Source organism: Bacillus sp. BP-3, from assembly GCF_028401955.1.
Classification (GTDB): Bacteria; Bacillota; Bacilli; order Bacillales; family Bacillaceae_G; genus Bacillus_A.
In genome coordinates this window covers 57,810-74,160 of record NZ_JAQOTJ010000012.1, presented here as the reverse complement: position 1 = coordinate 74,160, position 16,351 = coordinate 57,810, and the positions used below count along the sequence as shown (strand labels likewise).

Sequence of the window (16,351 nt, the reverse complement as noted above, 5' to 3'; positions counted from 1 at the left end):
GACATGCATAATCAAGATAAAGAGAGTGTGAAGAAAGCAAGTCAATCTGATTACGATAATTTCTAGGAAGTGGCTGCCTATAATGGCAGTCACTTTGTTTTTTATAAGGTGGTGAATGTATGGCAGGAAATATCAAAGGAATCACAATTCAGCTTGGTGCTGATACGACTTCACTCCAAAATGCATTGAGGGATGTAACAAGACAATCTGTTAGTTTATCGCAAGAATTGAAGCAGGTTGAGAAAGGCTTAAAATTTAATCCTGGTAATACAGAACTTTTAGCACAAAAACAACAGATACTATCACAACAAGTGGCAGTCACATCTGAAAAGTTAAATAGATTAAAAGAAGCGCAAGCTCAGGTCAATCAACAATTTGCAAGTGGTAGAATTTCAGCTGAGCAATATCGGGCATTTAATCGAGAGATTGTCAACACAGAAGGTCATTTAAATCGTTTAAATGGCAGATTACAGAGCGCGACATCACAAATGAATGAGAATAGTAGAAGTGTTGATAATGTAAGAAACCATTACCAAGAAGCTGGTAGACAGATTGAAAATACAGCAAATAAATTTGATAAATTTAAATCAGCTGGCATGGCTTTAGCAGGTGTTGGAGTTGGTATAGCGGGTGCTTTAGGCATGGGTGTGAAAGCAGCGGCAGATCAAGAGTCACAATTGGCAGCAATGGAAACCGCGTTTCAAGGGAATACAAAAGCCGCACAGGAATATATAAAATGGGCACAAGAATTCGGAAAAACAACCCCATTCGAAGCAAAAGATGTAGTTGATGCAACGATTAAACTAAAGGCGTATGGTCTTGATGCGAAAAATGTACTAACTCCAATTGGAAATATGGCAGCAGGTATGGGGAAAGGCTTAGATCAAGCGATTGAAGCAGTAGCTGATGCTCAAACAGGGGAGTTAGAACGTTTAAAAGAATTCGGAATCACAAAACAAATGCTGATAGATAAAGCTACACAGATGGGAAAAGGTGAAATTGTTAACGCCCAAGGGCAAATCAAAGACATGAAGTCACTAAATGATGCGTTATTTGCAATCATGGATGAAAGATTTAAAGGTGGTATGGATCGACAAAGTAAAACGCTAAAAGGTCAGGTATCAGCGTTGAAAGATACCATGACACAATTTGCCCAGTCCATAGGGAATGCGTTAATGCCAGTGATTAAACCTCTTACCGAATTTCTTCAAACGTTAGCGGATAAGTTCAATTCATTATCTCCAAGTGCGAAGACATTTATAGCTGTATCAGGCGCAATTGCGGCAGCGATTGCACTTATATCTGCGCCAATTCTGTTATTGATCGGATTTATCCCACAAATTGTGGCAGGATTTGCGATGATTGCACCAGTTATAACAGGTGCATTTGCAGCCATATTTAGTCCCATTGGATTACTCATAGCTGCAATTGTTGGATTGGGCATAATTATATATAAAAACTGGGATACGATTAAATCTGTCACCATAAACACATGGAATACAATTTCTCAGTTTCTTGTAAACCTGTGGAATGGTGTTGTCAGTAAAGCCTCAGATATTTGGGGAAGCGTTGTGGAAGTCACAATGAATGTTTGGAATGGAATCAAGGAGTTTTTTGCGAACCTTTGGAACGGTATTGTAGAAATGTTTACATCGACTGTGAATGGTATTCGTGACTTCCTTGTTCAAACATGGACAACCATCTCTGAATTCTTCATGAACATATGGAATGGGATTGTTGCATTTTTAACACCAATTCTTCAAGGAATTGCTGATTTCTTTTCAATGATTTGGAATGGAATTTCAACAGTTATACAAACGGTTTGGAATTTTATCACACAGTATCTACAGGCGATTTGGACAGCGATTTTATATTTTGCTACTCCAATCTTCGAAAGCGTAAAACAGTTTATTGTGGATACTTGGAATACAATTAGTTCAACAACAAGTGCAGTATGGCAAGCCGTTACAGATTTCTTATCATCCGTTTGGAATGGACTTGTTAGTTTTGTTACCCCAATCTTTGAATCTATAAAAAATTTCATCGTATCGGTATGGGATGCGATTAGTTCAACAACAAGCACAGTGTGGAATGCAATAGTTGGGTTCTTAACTGGATTATGGAATGGGATTGTTTCAGGTGCAACAACCATATTTAATGCAATCAAAGGTGCAGTTGAATCCGTATGGAATTGGATTAGTAGTACAAGCAATAGTATCTGGAATGGGATTAGTTCTGCACTATCAAGTGTTTGGAATGGGATTAAGTCGACAGCATCATCCATTTGGGAAGGACTGAAAGAATCAATTATGACTCCTGTTCGCTGGGTTACGGGTGCTGTGAGTAATGCATTTGAAGGAATGAAATCATCCGTTCTTGGTGTATGGGATGGTATTAAAAGTGGTATAAAGGTTGTTATAAATGGCATTATTGGCGTCATAAACAATTTTATCGATGGTTTTAATATGCCAGCAAAAGCATTAAACTCTATACCTGGTGTAAATGCACCAACTATTTCGCACATTCCGATGCTCGCAAAAGGTGGTCGTGTGAATGGTGATGGACAATTCATTGCAGGTGAAGCAGGAGCAGAATTAATCACCAAGCGTGGGAATAATGTGACTGTAACACCGCTATCATCAAGGGAAAAATCACTCGGTATCACTGGGGCAATGGCAAAATTAATGAATGATATGAGTCGTACAATGGCGAATTCAATTCATCAATTACAAGGTGCAAGGGTATCTATGGATGCAGGGATGTATGGTATGAATTCAACTCCACAGGATGTAGTGGTACAACTGACTGTGGATCAGCCTATTATTGTGGATGGTCGTACAGTGCAACGAGTTGTACGAAAAGAAGATTTAAGAGTAGAAAAAATTGACTTTATGAAAGGGAGGATATGATAAGTATGCCAGATACAATTCTTTTATTTAAAAATGGACAAACTTGCTCCCTTAAGAAAGACCACAATGTTGAAACATTGGAATTAACAGTTGATCCACCTCAAATAGAGTCAGACAAGATGAAAATGAAAGGGCAGTTCGGTGTTCGTTATTACAATAAAAGCTATACAGAACGAGGATGTCAGCTCAGAGTGCTTGTGGATACGATGGACATAGAGGGTGTTTACGAAAAAAGAAATGAGTTGTATGCCGTATTTGGAAGGTTAGAAGACTTTTATATCATATATTCGAGAGAACCAGGTATAAGAAGACGTGTTGAGTATCAAAACATGAAAATCAACCGTCCACCTGGTTCTTTATTATTTGAAATTATTGTTGAGTTTTCTATGCCTGATGGTTTTGGTGAAAGTATATTCACCTCTTTAGACGTTAAAGGATGGGATACTAATAAATTTGCTTGGGGTATGAATTTGGAGTGGGACGATAACTATGATTACACATTTGAAGGGAAAATGTTCCACTTTAAAAACATTGGAACGATGGAAATTAATCCGTCACAGCATGATATCACATGGCGTATTAAATGTGATCCGCGCTATGTAAAAATCACTAACTTTACTACGAATGATTCATTAACAATTTATAATCCTGGTGCAGTATCACAAGGGGTTGTTGTTATAAAAGGTCTTCACATAGAAGATGAGTATGGTCGTAACCTTGTCCGTTATACTGATGCAGGTGAAATACATCTTGTATCAGGATTAAACCAAATAAAAATCGAGTCATCTACGTTCCATTGGTGTGAGATTGATACAAAATTTTACTATCTGTAAGGGGAGAGAGAATGCAAAGAAAACATTACATTAATAGTCCTATAAACGCTGATGAGCGAATGCAACTGAATGAAGAAATAGACTTAATTTATGGCGGGATAACTCAAAACGAAATCAACCATAGTAAGTTAGTAAATGATTTTAATAGTTTTTTAAATAGATATGGAATTGATAAAGCGACATTAGAAAAAGCAATTCAAGATGGCGATACAAATGTTTTAAATGTGGTTAAGAATATGATTTCGGATTTCTTAGCAGTCAAACCAGCGAATTTTGATGAGGTAGTGGCAGCGCGATTAGGCGAAAAAACTTTATATGATTTTAATCAGAAGGTAAAAATAAAACTTGATAATACAAATAACTTTCAACAAGTAAAGTTGACTGCTGATACTGGTAATAATATCGCAATTCAAGATGCAAGTGATCTGAATACAGTAACTAAAGGTGGGTTTTATAAAGGATCTAATCTTAAAAACGCTCCTAAAGAGCAAGGATCGTGGTACATTCAAGTCTATTCTCATGATGATAATAATTATGCTTGTATGCAAATTGCATACAGTTTGAATGTTGCATCTGAAAATAGTCTATATGTTAGAAAAAAATCTGGTGGTGTTTGGACTGATTGGAAGCAGTTAGCTTTATTTGGTGCCTACGACGACATCAAACAAGAAGTTTTAAATGTAAAAGCAGCCCACCCTTCATTAAATGCTGCAATTCGTGCCATGATTCCTTATAACAGTGTTAATTATTACTCGGATTTTCAAAAAGCATTAAGTGAATCGGCAGGCAAAACGTTGGATATTCCAGCAGGTACGTACACAATTGGTGATATAGAAATTCCAAGTAATATTAATATCCGCGCTGATCCTAACGCTTTATTTGTTTTAAAGGCAGGAAGTACAACGTTCTTTACTAATAAAGATGTTGTTAATATTGGCGGATATGATAAAACGATGGGAATTGTTTTTAAAGGTGGAGTATTTGATCTGAAAAAGACGAAAGATACAAAAGCATTTGTACTATCACATTGTCAAGATGTTGTGATTGATACAAAAATTATAAATGGCGGTGAGTCACAATCGTATGTCGCTTTAAATGCTGTTAAAGATTCAGAAATAAATATAGAAGCTGTGGATTGTACCGCTACGACATCGCCAGGTGCTACAGTAGGTATTTATGTTGTTATTGATACAAATACGCTTACGAATCAAAATACAAAGCCTTACGATAAGACACCTTGCGATAATGTTAAAGTCATTCTTAAAATGAAAAATACTAAAAAGGGACTAGCTGAGATTGCACCGGTAGACAAAGTGATTCATAAGAATATCACTTATAATGTACAAGCTGAGAATGTACTAGAAGAACTTGGATTATTCAACAATATGTCTTATTTCAAAACAGAAAAAGTAGTCGGAAATGATATTGGACATGGTTTAGTATTCCAAATTCTTAATGATACTTGTGAGGATTTTACAATAACAGGTGTTAATATTCGAAATGGTAAAAGTAAAGAAACATCACGCGGTGTTTGGTTCAAAAGTAAGGAAGGTGACAATGCACCGCAATATAAAAATGTTCGTATTTCCAATCCTGTTATTCGATCGTTTGCAAAAGGTATCACAACAGATTATGGTTTTAGTGCTAAAATTACCAATCCAGACGTACAAGAATGTTGGGAAGATGGTATTTGGAATTACTTTACCCTTGATTGGGGACTAAACGGTGGAACAGTCAAATACAACAATAAAAATGGTTGGGATTCCCGTGCTGATGTCCACATAGGTGAATTAGCTATTGATAATGGGAATAAAAAAGTATTTAGATCGATTCTTTCAAATGTCCAAGTTAGAACATTACGAGTAGAGAACTTACAAGATAGCATTATTAATAATGTGATTATTAAAGGTGGTGCTTTCTCGCAAGTTGGTTCTAATCACAATAATAAAATCGATTATTTAGAAGTGGGTTGGTAGTATGAAGCGAGTGGAAAGACCGAAAATTGAACAGTTATCAACGGGTGAGCAATTTCATTTAGTTGATATGAAACTTTTTGAGGTGATAGAGGGCAAGAACGAACCGTCCTCTATTCGCTTCGAAGTTCCAGATACAGAGATGAATAAGCGTGTGTATCCATATGTGGAAGATAGGAACCTACTTATCTTTGAAGGACAGTACTATATTATTTTAGTTGATCATCAAGATGAACTTGGATTTAAAGATTGTGATGCGATTCAAATTGGTGCTGAATTATCTTTACAAACGCAAGAAAAAAAGGTTTCAGGTTACTTTTCTATAGAGGAAGCATTATCACATACATTTGAGAGAAGTAACTTCAAATACATCAATCGTTGCTCAAAACAAACTCAATTACAGTTCGATAACTTCGGCGGCGAAAGCCGAATGAAAATGATTCGAAAGCTATTGGATCGCTTCGATATTGAATGTATATTCGATAATATGACTGTTATCTTTGCGGATAGAATCGGTAAAACGACAGACAAATTATATAAGTTTGGTTATAACGTAAATGCTATTAAGAAAACAACAGATGATAGTAATTGTTCGTTCTCTGTTTTATTACTCGGTCATACACAATCTAAAGAAGAGGGTGAAGGGCAACAGTTTACGTATTATTATGAATCGCCATTGAAATATAAAATGCCTGAATTAATTCGTTACAGACAAGCTGAAAACATTGATGATGATCGTGTAAAAGACAATGCAACAGCGTTGGAAAAATGTAAGGCAGCCGTTAATGATATCCCTGTTGTTTCTATCACTGTAGATCATAAAGAAGCTAATTTTGACGATTCTAACGAACCGAAAGTTAGCGATAAAGCGATTCTACAGCATCATAAGTACAATATGGATTTTGATGTACGCGTTGTAAAGCGGACTCGTTATCCATTTGAAGAAACACCAAACATTTACGAGTTTAGTAACAAACGAGATGAACTTGTGGATAGAACGGAAGAACAAAAGAAATGGACGGCTGATATTCTTTCCGTCGTAAAAGAATTAGATAAAAAGCTATTAGAGGAATCCAATAAGTATACTGACCGTATCAATGCTATAACAGAAGAAAAAGTTGAAGAAGCCAAAAAGGAAAGTGAAACCGCAAAGAAACTTGCGGAGCTTGTGAAAGAAAATCAAAAGAACTTTCAAACTACTATTATTGAGAGTAATGCAGAACCGACTCAAAACTTAGAGCCTGGAAAGTCCTTGTGGCTCAATACAAGCGAAAAACCCAATATGCTCTATCTGTGGACTGGGACAGAATGGTCTAAAATTGGTGTGAATGCACCAGAAGAAATTGGTGCTGTTACAAAAGTTAATTTTGAAGAAACAACGAACAGCATTAAACAAAGTGTTGAAACTGTAGAAAAAGCACAGACGGCACAGGGAGAACAACTCAAACAGGCACAAGCTACACTTGAAACACAAGCAGAAGCCATTAAAGGAAAAGTAACCATTACTGAAGTTGGGAACTATATGAGTAGTATTGGTATGAGTAACTTAATTAGAAACTCATTATTAAAAACAGATTCGAATCATTGGTCATTCGCACCTAATGTTACACGTGATATAAATGTTACGTATAACGGTGCTTATAGTATGAAAACAGATCAAAGTGGTTTAACAGCTGATAGTTGGCGTGGTGCCATTAGTGAAAAGGTTCCAGCGGTTGCAGGTGAAGATTTCGTTGCGTCTGGTTGGTTTATGACGGATGACAAAACTAAAATTGATAGAGGGTTAAGGTTAGAAATAGAATTTTTCAATGCTTCTGGTGTAAGAATATTAGCCCCAAATGTAGATTTTCTCCCTCTAGAAAATAATGTTTGGAAATTTGCATATGGGACATTTAGGGCACCAGTAGGAACAGCATTTGTTGATGCTAGGTTCTATTTAATCCGAAATGGTCGACTATGGGCATCTAAAATGATGTTGCAGCGTGGCACAAAGCCATCTGAGTTTACGGAGAATGCAGCTGATATTGTTGGAAAAGATGAGTTATTAAGCCAAATTGCTGAAAAAGTAGCCACAGCTGATTACAACAAGAAAATAGAACAAATTGACCGGGACATAACAGCTAATAAAGAAGGTATCACTCTTGCAGCCAAAAAGACAGAAGTGTATACACGAGTAGAATCTGATGGAAAATATGCAACCGATGCTTATGTAAAAACGATGGAAGCGCGTATCAGTGTTACTGAAAAAGACATTCTTAGCACAGTTAAAGTTGGTAATATCATCTCAAGTATTAACCAAACGGCTGAACAAATTAAAATCGAAGCAAAGCGTATAAATTTAATTGGTGCTGTTACAGCTGAAAGTATTGCTGGTAAATTGCTCGAAGGTATCACCATTAGAGCCATTGATCCGAACGATAAAAATAAGAAAGCAGAAATGACATCTGGCGGGAAGATATTTTCAGAATGGAAAACAACTCCTGATCCAATCAATTGGAATACAGCGCGATTTGAGACTGGTCTGCAAGGTGGAGCGCTCTATGCAAAAACTTTTGATTCTAACGGAAAAGAGAAATATGCAGCTGAATTGAATGCTCTTGGTGTGTCGTTTTCGATAGGAAATGATAGTGCAAACTATGGAGCGAGCATTTTGTCTATTAATGATAGGGGTGAAAATAAAAGTGTATTTGCAAAGGCTTATGCGGAAGAAGAAGGTTGGCGTCCTATTGTAAAATGTAGCAATCCTCGCGGAAAGGAATTTGGTATCTTCAGATCGGATGGACTTAAATTTATTAGAGAGGGAAGATATCAAAATGAATGGATTACTGAAGATGTTGGTTCACATATAACATTGTATAAGTCAATGATTTGTAGTGACGATGGTTGGAATGGATATTTACAAGTGAAATCTGGTAATGGTGGAAGTCACAGCGGTATGGTAGCAACCGAATATAAAACTACATCCCAACGAAAACTGAAAACGTATATAAAAGATTTACAGTTTGATGCCTTAAAAAGTGTTTTAGAGTTAAAAATCAAAGAATACCACTTTAAAAGTGATGTAGCAAAATTATATGAAATGCGTGAGAAAAGGGAAGAAGGAGAAGCTCCATACACGTTAAATGATATTCCTAAATACTATGGATTCATGGTAGATGATTGTCCTATTTCGTTCACAGATGCAAATCGACAAGGTGTAAATTTATATGCTTCTTTATCAGTTACAATAAGGGGTTTTCAGCAATATGTACGGAAAACAGATGATAGATTAAATCAAATAGAAAAGGTGATTATTGATGAAAATAACAGCAAACACAGAACTTTACGCAAAAGTGGTGGAAGAACAGCTAAACGCAGCCATCCAAGAGAAAAACATTTATTTGGCACGCGTAATCGAGTTAGAAACAGAAAATCATAATTTAAGAGAAGTAAATGAGAAGTTGAAGCCCAAGTCTACTAAATAAGTAAGGCTTTTTTTATTCTTTAAAACAAAATACAGCATTTATAATAAAAAGGGAAGTGGTATCTCTCTTTTTATTTAATATAGAAAAGGAATATTTGTTTTATATAAAGAAATCTATATGATGAGGTGAGTATATGGAACAGTTTATTTCGATAATCATATTTTCTTTACCGGGGTTACTTGCATATTTTTGGTTGCAATTGTTTGGATTAAATCCAACAGTTAAACATACACCTACTGAAATGGTAGGGCTTGTTGCTTTACTTTGGGTTCCAACTACTTGTTTAACAATAATTATGTATAACCTATCAGTATATCTATTATCAATTCCAATAATTTATCTTACCGACATTAAAGATATAAGTATTCTATCAACAAATTTATTATTTTTGATGAGTTACGTGTTATTGAGTACTTGTTTTAGCTTTTTAGTTGCTTATATGTGGGGAAAGTATTTGTACAAAATGGTTTTGAAGTTGGTTAATAGAGTAAGGGTACAACGTAAAACATCTAGACTTTCAGAAGATACGAGTGTATGGGATACATTCTTTTTTAGGCTTGAACAAGCTGAGGAAAAAGCACTTATTGTGGAAATTTACAAAATTGATAAACCTGATGAAAAAACATATGGAGCTGTGATTAGGATGTCCCGTCCTTTTGAGACGGAACGATCCTTAATACTAGATCAATCTGAAGAATGGAAAGAATCACATGAGTACTATAAGTATCCTGTTAAAAGAAGTTATGTAGACACAAAATCAGGAATAGTAGTCAATGAACTGGATCATTTAAATCCTACTGTTACTTCTTCACCGGAGGTTGAGGAGCAACCAATGTAGGTCTTTCTCCTGAACGTGTTTCTGTGACTGGGGAAGAAGTAGCATTTGATTGAGAATTTTTGGACATAAGGAATCTCCTTTCTTTAGAAATGTTGCAATTAGCATTACAGCATTTCGACAAAAGAAGCGGAGTTCCTTTTTTTATTTTTGAAAGGAGATGAATAATATTTATGACAGAAGAAATTTTTAAATTAGCGTTATCACAAGGGCTCTTAGCAGCCCTTTTTGTTTGGCTATTTTTTGATTCACGAAAAGAGAGCAAGGAACGAGAAATTAAATTACAAGCTGTTATTGAGAAAAACCAAGGAGTAATCGAAGAACAAGCAAAAGCCTTTGGTTCATTATCAAAAGATGTATCTGATATTAAACAAAAAGTCTTGGGGAATGGTGATGTGTAATGAAAAAATCAATCAAACTTATCACCTCAATGTTTACAACTCTACTACTCTTATTCTCATTCACAACAGGAGCATTTGCAGACAGAGTATTAATTATTGATGGCTTACCTCACAACCCCTATCGAAACGGTGTAGGAATGTATGAAGGGGTTGTAGCTCATAGTACAGCAACTCCTGAAGCACCTGCGGTGAACATTTGGAAGTATGAGACTCGCACATGGCAAAATGCATTCGTTCACTACGCAGTCGATTGGAATGAAACAATTCAGATTGCAGACACGAAATACGCAGCTTATGGTGCTGGATCATCTGCAAATAAACGATTCGTTCATGTAGAGCTATGTGAAACAGCAGATTATGACAAGTTTAAATCTTCATACGATAAGTATGTGAAACTATTAGCTAAGATTCTACGTGATAGAGGGCTATCTGTTGAGAAAGGATTATGGACTCACTATGACGTAACAAAATATTTGGGTGGAACTGATCATGAAGACCCATTAGATTACCTTGCTTCACATGGAGTATCTGAAGCACAATTTAGAGCTGATGTACAACGTGCGTATGATAATTCTAGTGTAGACACTTCTGTTCCAAATCAACCCTCTAAACCAGCAGAACAGCCAACTGTTGTTACTGACGGAGTAGCATATGTTTTAGGTACTAATATTAATTTACGTAAAGGCGCAGATACAAGCTATTCTGTGATTCGTAAATTAAATAAACCAGAAAGCTATATTGTATATGGTGAGAAAAATGGATGGTTAGACTTAGGTGCAGGACAATGGGTGAAATATGATCCTTCTTATATTCGCTTTGAGAAGAAAAGTACAGTGGATTCATCAGTGGTAGGAAAACGTGTTGTATCTAAAGTAGATAATTTACGTTTCTATGATAAGCCATCTTGGAATGATAAAGATGTGGCTGGAAGTGTTGATACAGGGTTAGGATTTACAATTGACGAAAAAGTTAATGTAAACGGTTCTTCTCAATATAGAGTACATAATTCTAGAGGTAAGACGTTTTATATTACGGCTAGTCCAACTTATGTGAGTGTGAAGTAATAATAAATCCGACTCAATCTAATATGAGTCGGATTTTCTTTAGTTTACAGCATGATTAAATTAGAACTTTGATTATATACTTGATTCCGAATCCCATACCTCAATAAATTTAAAGCCTTTTAAATCATTTTTTAAAATTGTATTTCTAAATTCATCTGATACGAAAACCGAAGTAGGATGAATTCTTTGATTTATATATACTTTAAAAATCATTTCATTGTGAACAGTATTAGGAATAAATGCGAATTTTTCACATCCTATTACTAGACCTGTGATTAATTTTTTAAAGATTGCTTTATTACTGTCAATTGCATCTAGTACATTTAAAACATGGACTAGATAATATACTTCATTTGTTTTATTATGAACAAGTGGAAGAAATTCAACATTAGCACCTATTAAAGGCTCTAATAAATTTTTTGCTTGTTCACTAATCATTATTGAACCAGTTTCTCCCCAGAAATGCGGACAGTCGCTTTGATTTCCTTCTTCTATACATTCAATGAATATTTCTCCCCATGAATCTAATAAAACTGCTGTAGAGTTGAATTTCCCTTCAAAATATTTTTTGTCTTCTTTATAATTCAATAGTTGAAAGGATTCATAGTCATCAAACGAACTTCTCAATTCCCAAATTTTCATTATCATTCTCCTTTGAGATTTAAGATATTTATTATTTATTTTGATTTATTTAAGTCTAAACTTCCCTTTAATAAACGTATTCTTATGTCATGTAGAGCTGCAATAGCATCAGCTTGAGTACCGCCATATTCTTTAACTTCTTTTAACACTCTAGCTACTTCATCTGCATACTCTGCTGAATGACTCCCAATATGTAATGTTTCTGTAGTCACGTATGGATTTATTTCCTTTTTTACCATAGGTAGAAAAACCCCATTAGCAGCAGAGTCATGGTGGATTCCAAACTCTTCTAATAATTCTTGTGCCTCAATAGCTTTCCTGTCCTTCCAAGGAACTATATGATGCGCCGCATTACGGTATGGAGGTGGTTGAATTCCAGCATCTTTCAGCTCTCCTCTTAGTATATCAGATTCCTTAACTGATGGTGGATATTCGTTTTCTACCTTTACTCTATCAAGAACCTTATCTGCGTAGTCTTGAATTACCTCTTGTACATCCTTAACCCTAGGTTTTCCACCTGTTGTTTTAGCATATACCATTGTATCCTCGGCTTTATTAAAAGCAGAGGAATCAAAGCTAGACCTTAGATTAAATCCATTTGTATCAGCAAAAGCAAGTCGATTTTCTATACTTAAATTACCAACCCAATTTGTAACAGTTTGTTGTATACGTGGTACTTTGACGTCCTTTACTTTTGCATATCTAACTTCTCTTAACACTTTTGCAAATGTACCCATACCTTTATCAAAAAGTACACCTGTTGCGAATTGTGTTGCGCCATAACTGAACCATATTACTCCATCTTCAAAATCGCCATTTTTCACATTCTTAATATACGAATCTGAAAGCACATTGCACATGGTTTTAAGGGTATCAAAAGGGTGGAATGCAGCATACGCCATAGCTTCCCACGTTTCCTTGTCTCTCAATGCTTTAATATCTTCTATTGAGTCTCCAATAGCTCGTCCAGAACCGATTTGCCATCCTTCTTTAAATTGATCTAATGCAGTCTTGTCATTCTTCATGAAATCAGATTGACCTAACTCTTCAACCCCTTGACTAGAAAATTCTTCTGCTTGACGCTTTGCTATAATTTCTTGAATAGGGGCTGCCCACTCCATATTCAACCCTTGTGTACTAAATGTGCCTGATGCGGGACTAAAACCTTTTCCACTTTGAACTTCAGCAAGCCCTCGTGCAATACTGGCAGCTAGTTGAATTGCTGTATCATAGTTACTACTAGAAGTATAATTGAATTCATACAGATGTTCCAATTTTTCTTGCAACTTCTGTTTCATTGCATCAAAAATACCCATCATAGCTTGCATAGCCGGAAGGACATTACTAATTCCTTCAATACCTGCTTTCGTTCGGTCAATTTGTAGCATCTGTTCCTTTATTTCTTGCTCAATAACATCCGTTGTGGCTACTTTTGATTGAAAATCGTTTGGAAAGGCATTATTTTGACGAATTAATTCTTCACACAAGTAAATAATTCCTTGTGCTAAAGGGCGGAATGTTTGTGCAAAGAAGGCTTTTGCGCTGCCATAAGTTTGTCCTTGCAAAACTGCATCGAACATAAAAGCATCAATCGAATTGATGGCTTGTTCCATTCCTTGAATCGTTGCAGTACACATAGCATTCATACTTTGTGTTTGAGATTGCACTTCTCCTAGATACATGTTTAGACTCATGACTTCACCTCCAGTGCTAATTTTTGGCGCTGATGGTGAATGTCATTTTCTAGCTTGCTTAAGTTTTGTTTCTCCTTTAGCAATGTTTCTTTTTGGTCTTCCAATTCGTATGTAAGTTTTCGCTCAATTTGCTGTGCATCTTGGCGGATGTTATGAAAGAATTGTCCTAGTTCTCTATCGTTATGCCAAGTTTCTAATAAACGATCAAACAGTCGATAACTTTGACCTTTCCATTGATAAAAACCTGCTTCCGCTTGTTCTTGCCTTTGAATCGCGCGTTGATTTTGATATTGTTCTTCAGACAGACTTCTTAATTTTTCGTTCAGTTGACTCATTTGTTTTTGGATATCTTGACTCATTTTTTCACTCCTACTTTTCTATGTTCGTGTAGGTTGCTATGTCACTTAAAAATTCTTTGAAGTTCGTTATCCATACGCTCAAAATCTTGAGCTACAGAATGAATATTGTTAACAGCTTGTTGAAAGGCGCTATAAAATTGTTTCGTTAATTCCAAAGCTTGTTGATTTGCTTCTTGTGCTTTGGCGTTGACGGATAACGTTGTACGTGACGCTTTTATTATCGATCTGTTTGTGGCACTTTGGATTGTGTCAGCAGCGTTTCCCATTTGCGTAGCAATTTGTTGTGCAGTTTGAAGATTACTTTGAAATTTCCCCATTACTTGAATCCTTTCTGTACTTAATAAACTATGAAAATTATACCATATTAGTAAATTATAGATGAGTTGTATTGATAAGAAACTTGTACTATTTTTATATTTTATTAATATCTACTCACTGGAAAATTACCTATAAACGTAAAAGAGGAGTAAGGGGAAATAAAATAAAAAAGAAGAGAAAAATCTCTTCTTTTGCATGGAAAATTATTATGGAATCTTAAAGGTGTGTTTACAATATACCCTTAAGATTCGATTTAATGCTTTGTAATATTTTAAGTAATAATTTCATTTAACTAATTCCTTATCTTGAACTTCTTTATTTAAATCTTCAAGCAAGAAATCTAACTCTATAATTGTATGTAGTGCACTAAATAGCCTTAATGCATCCACTTTTCTCCAATTACTTGGATAGTCACGACCATGTAGTACCCAATCTCTATTTATAATTGATAAACGAGTTAGATTATTGTCGAAATCTCCAAATACGAATATTTTGTTTAAAAATTCTGCTACTGAAACATAGAATATAATGTATGTCCTATCTGTTTTAATTTCTTGCTGCACTTTCTTATACTTAGCTCTTAAAGAAGTTCTTTTATTAGGATTTATATATTTTTGATATCTCGGTGAGATAAGAATATGGGCAATATTTTCAATAATAATAAATAGATTAGGAATTGTAATTAAATAATTTCCCGTCTCATAATTCTCAAAACATTGCTCTAGAAGCTCTTTCCAATCATTGACCAGTTCATGTTCAAGGACAATCCTTTTAATATGCTGATATTCTTTTTCATTTGAGTAAAAATCATATAATACTGAATCTAGTTCATCTTGATCTTCAATTTGAGATAATCCAATTACCTCTCCCGGTGTCATGTTCATTGGGATAGTCCAACCTTTTTTCCCTAATTTCTCAGCAGACTTTTTCCAAGATCGTTCAACTTCTTTCAAATCTATATCACGTAATGGTACTAGAGATTCGTTAATCGATTCTAATATTTGCATACGCGCTTCTATAAACTTCTTAATCGCTTCTTGTGCTAGTCTGTTTACTTCGGCTAATTCAGAAAAAAAGTCAAGTTTAGGAGCATTTGGAAATTCAAATCTATATCGATGTTTACCTTCATCCATTATTTCGTTCTCCTATCTTTGTTTAAAATATAGTTTTCATCAAGACTAGATATTTCTAAAAAAGTATCAATACTAATGCGACATAGTTATAAATAGATTAATAATTTAATTCCAATAATTTCATTTTATCGTGTTATATTCCTTTTAACAATAAAGATTAATGTCATGTAACATTAATCTTTATTGTTCAGTGATTTTTGGGAATACTTTCGAAAGCAATTTATCTTAATTTGTATCATCTTCTTTTAATGTTAATAGAAAGTTTATACTGTATTTACACCTTCTTAATATCTACCCACTAAAATTTTACATATAACTAATCACAGTAAAAGGAGATGAGGTAAGTGAAACAAACACAAATCTACGATGTATTCATGTCAGAAGGGCAAGAGTTAATATGGCATATTGCAGAGGTTAAACGTGGTAACAGTACATATCGTTTTGAAATTCATAAGGCTACTGATTGTATAACAGTATATTTTATTGGCGAAGATCACAGTAGGTTTATGATTACTAGTCTTGAAGAAATGCTTATGATGATACCAAACGAGATAGAGCAGAAACGTTATCGAAATATAATAGGTAACGCTGATTGGTTGTTATTAAACGGCATACATGATTTTCGAGGTATGACTAAGGAAGAGGTGGCAGCACTTTTATATTTGAAGGAAAATGTATTAGATGAGATGGTAGCGAGTTTAGAAGAAATGAATGTATAAGCGTAAA

13 protein-coding genes are annotated in these 16,351 nt (G+C 35.0%); 8 read left to right on the top strand and 5 right to left on the bottom strand.

Going from position 1 to position 16,351, the window contains the following annotated elements; translation table 11 throughout:
* Window positions 1-119: 119 nt before the first annotated feature.
* The 7 genes from PLX19_RS18195 to PLX19_RS18165 all read left to right on the top strand — a co-directional run bounded on the left by PLX19_RS18195 (window position 120) and on the right by PLX19_RS18165 (window position 11,479).
* Complete coding sequence (locus PLX19_RS18195; protein ID WP_334313768.1) at window positions 120-2,909, top strand: phage tail tape measure protein; 2,790 nt, start codon at window positions 120-122, stop codon at window positions 2,907-2,909.
* Window positions 2,910-2,914: 5 nt separating this feature from the next.
* Window positions 2,915-3,742 (top strand): phage tail domain-containing protein, encoded by an 828-nt coding sequence (locus PLX19_RS18190; RefSeq protein ID WP_272190167.1) that lies wholly within the window; start codon window positions 2,915-2,917, stop codon window positions 3,740-3,742.
* A gap of 11 nt (window positions 3,743-3,753) precedes the next feature.
* Window positions 3,754-5,718: a pyocin knob domain-containing protein gene (locus PLX19_RS18185; protein WP_272190166.1), complete on the top strand. Its 1,965-nt coding sequence runs from the start codon at window positions 3,754-3,756 to the stop codon at window positions 5,716-5,718.
* A 1-nt stretch (window position 5,719) separates the two neighbouring features.
* Window positions 5,720-9,133, top strand: coding sequence for a phage tail protein (locus PLX19_RS18180; RefSeq protein ID WP_272190165.1), 3,414 nt, complete (start codon window positions 5,720-5,722; stop codon window positions 9,131-9,133).
* A 179-nt stretch (window positions 9,134-9,312) separates the two neighbouring features.
* Window positions 9,313-10,017, top strand: a complete 705-nt coding sequence (locus PLX19_RS18175; RefSeq protein WP_272190164.1) for a hypothetical protein — start codon at window positions 9,313-9,315, stop codon at window positions 10,015-10,017.
* Between the two features lie 170 nt (window positions 10,018-10,187).
* Window positions 10,188-10,415: a BhlA/UviB family holin-like peptide gene (locus PLX19_RS18170; RefSeq protein WP_272190163.1), complete on the top strand. Its 228-nt coding sequence runs from the start codon at window positions 10,188-10,190 to the stop codon at window positions 10,413-10,415.
* On the top strand, window positions 10,415-11,479 hold the full coding sequence (locus PLX19_RS18165; RefSeq protein WP_272190162.1) for an N-acetylmuramoyl-L-alanine amidase: 1,065 nt from the start codon (window positions 10,415-10,417) through the stop codon (window positions 11,477-11,479). The genes PLX19_RS18170 and PLX19_RS18165 overlap by 1 nt, the downstream gene beginning before the upstream one ends.
* A gap of 72 nt (window positions 11,480-11,551) precedes the next feature.
* Here PLX19_RS18165 and PLX19_RS18160 read toward each other — a convergent pair whose 3' ends face one another.
* The 5 genes from PLX19_RS18160 to PLX19_RS18140 form a co-directional block, all read right to left on the bottom strand.
* Complete coding sequence (locus PLX19_RS18160) at window positions 11,552-12,121, bottom strand: imm11 family protein (RefSeq protein ID WP_272190161.1); 570 nt, start codon at window positions 12,119-12,121, stop codon at window positions 11,552-11,554.
* Between the two features lie 35 nt (window positions 12,122-12,156).
* A complete protein-coding gene (locus PLX19_RS18155) occupies window positions 12,157-13,815 on the bottom strand; it encodes an AHH domain-containing protein (RefSeq protein WP_272190160.1) in 1,659 nt (552 codons plus the stop codon).
* Window positions 13,812-14,174 carry a DUF3958 family protein gene (locus PLX19_RS18150; protein ID WP_272190159.1) on the bottom strand — a complete coding sequence of 121 codons (363 nt, stop codon included), beginning with the start codon at window positions 14,172-14,174 and terminating at the stop codon, window positions 13,812-13,814. Before PLX19_RS18150 ends, PLX19_RS18155 begins: the two co-directional genes overlap by 4 nt.
* A gap of 41 nt (window positions 14,175-14,215) precedes the next feature.
* On the bottom strand, window positions 14,216-14,491 hold the full coding sequence (locus PLX19_RS18145) for a TIGR04197 family type VII secretion effector (RefSeq protein ID WP_272190158.1): 276 nt from the start codon (window positions 14,489-14,491) through the stop codon (window positions 14,216-14,218).
* A gap of 285 nt (window positions 14,492-14,776) precedes the next feature.
* Window positions 14,777-15,625 carry a hypothetical protein gene (locus PLX19_RS18140; protein WP_272190157.1) on the bottom strand — a complete coding sequence of 283 codons (849 nt, stop codon included), beginning with the start codon at window positions 15,623-15,625 and terminating at the stop codon, window positions 14,777-14,779.
* A gap of 344 nt (window positions 15,626-15,969) precedes the next feature.
* Here PLX19_RS18140 and PLX19_RS18135 point away from each other — a divergent pair, with 344 nt between their 5' ends.
* Window positions 15,970-16,344 carry a hypothetical protein gene (locus PLX19_RS18135; RefSeq protein WP_272190156.1) on the top strand — a complete coding sequence of 125 codons (375 nt, stop codon included), beginning with the start codon at window positions 15,970-15,972 and terminating at the stop codon, window positions 16,342-16,344.
* The last annotated feature ends 7 nt before the right edge of the window (window positions 16,345-16,351 follow it).

Excerpts from the sequence above, each read along its gene's own strand:
- PLX19_RS18195 (WP_334313768.1), top strand. The coding sequence starts at position 120 with ATGGCAGGAAATATCAAAGGAATCACAATTCAGCTTGGTGCTGATACG.
- PLX19_RS18190 (WP_272190167.1), top strand. The coding sequence starts at position 2,915 with ATGCCAGATACAATTCTTTTATTTAAAAATGGACAAACTTGCTCCCTT.
- PLX19_RS18185 (WP_272190166.1), top strand. The coding sequence starts at position 3,754 with ATGCAAAGAAAACATTACATTAATAGTCCTATAAACGCTGATGAGCGA.
- PLX19_RS18180 (WP_272190165.1), top strand. The coding sequence starts at position 5,720 with ATGAAGCGAGTGGAAAGACCGAAAATTGAACAGTTATCAACGGGTGAG.
- PLX19_RS18175 (WP_272190164.1), top strand. The coding sequence starts at position 9,313 with ATGGAACAGTTTATTTCGATAATCATATTTTCTTTACCGGGGTTACTT.
- PLX19_RS18170 (WP_272190163.1), top strand. The coding sequence starts at position 10,188 with ATGACAGAAGAAATTTTTAAATTAGCGTTATCACAAGGGCTCTTAGCA.
- PLX19_RS18165 (WP_272190162.1), top strand. The coding sequence starts at position 10,415 with ATGAAAAAATCAATCAAACTTATCACCTCAATGTTTACAACTCTACTA.
- PLX19_RS18160 (WP_272190161.1), bottom strand. The coding sequence starts at position 12,121 with ATGAAAATTTGGGAATTGAGAAGTTCGTTTGATGACTATGAATCCTTT.
- PLX19_RS18155 (WP_272190160.1), bottom strand. The coding sequence starts at position 13,815 with ATGAGTCTAAACATGTATCTAGGAGAAGTGCAATCTCAAACACAAAGT.
- PLX19_RS18150 (WP_272190159.1), bottom strand. The coding sequence starts at position 14,174 with ATGAGTCAAGATATCCAAAAACAAATGAGTCAACTGAACGAAAAATTA.
- PLX19_RS18145 (WP_272190158.1), bottom strand. The coding sequence starts at position 14,491 with ATGGGGAAATTTCAAAGTAATCTTCAAACTGCACAACAAATTGCTACG.
- PLX19_RS18140 (WP_272190157.1), bottom strand. The coding sequence starts at position 15,625 with ATGGATGAAGGTAAACATCGATATAGATTTGAATTTCCAAATGCTCCT.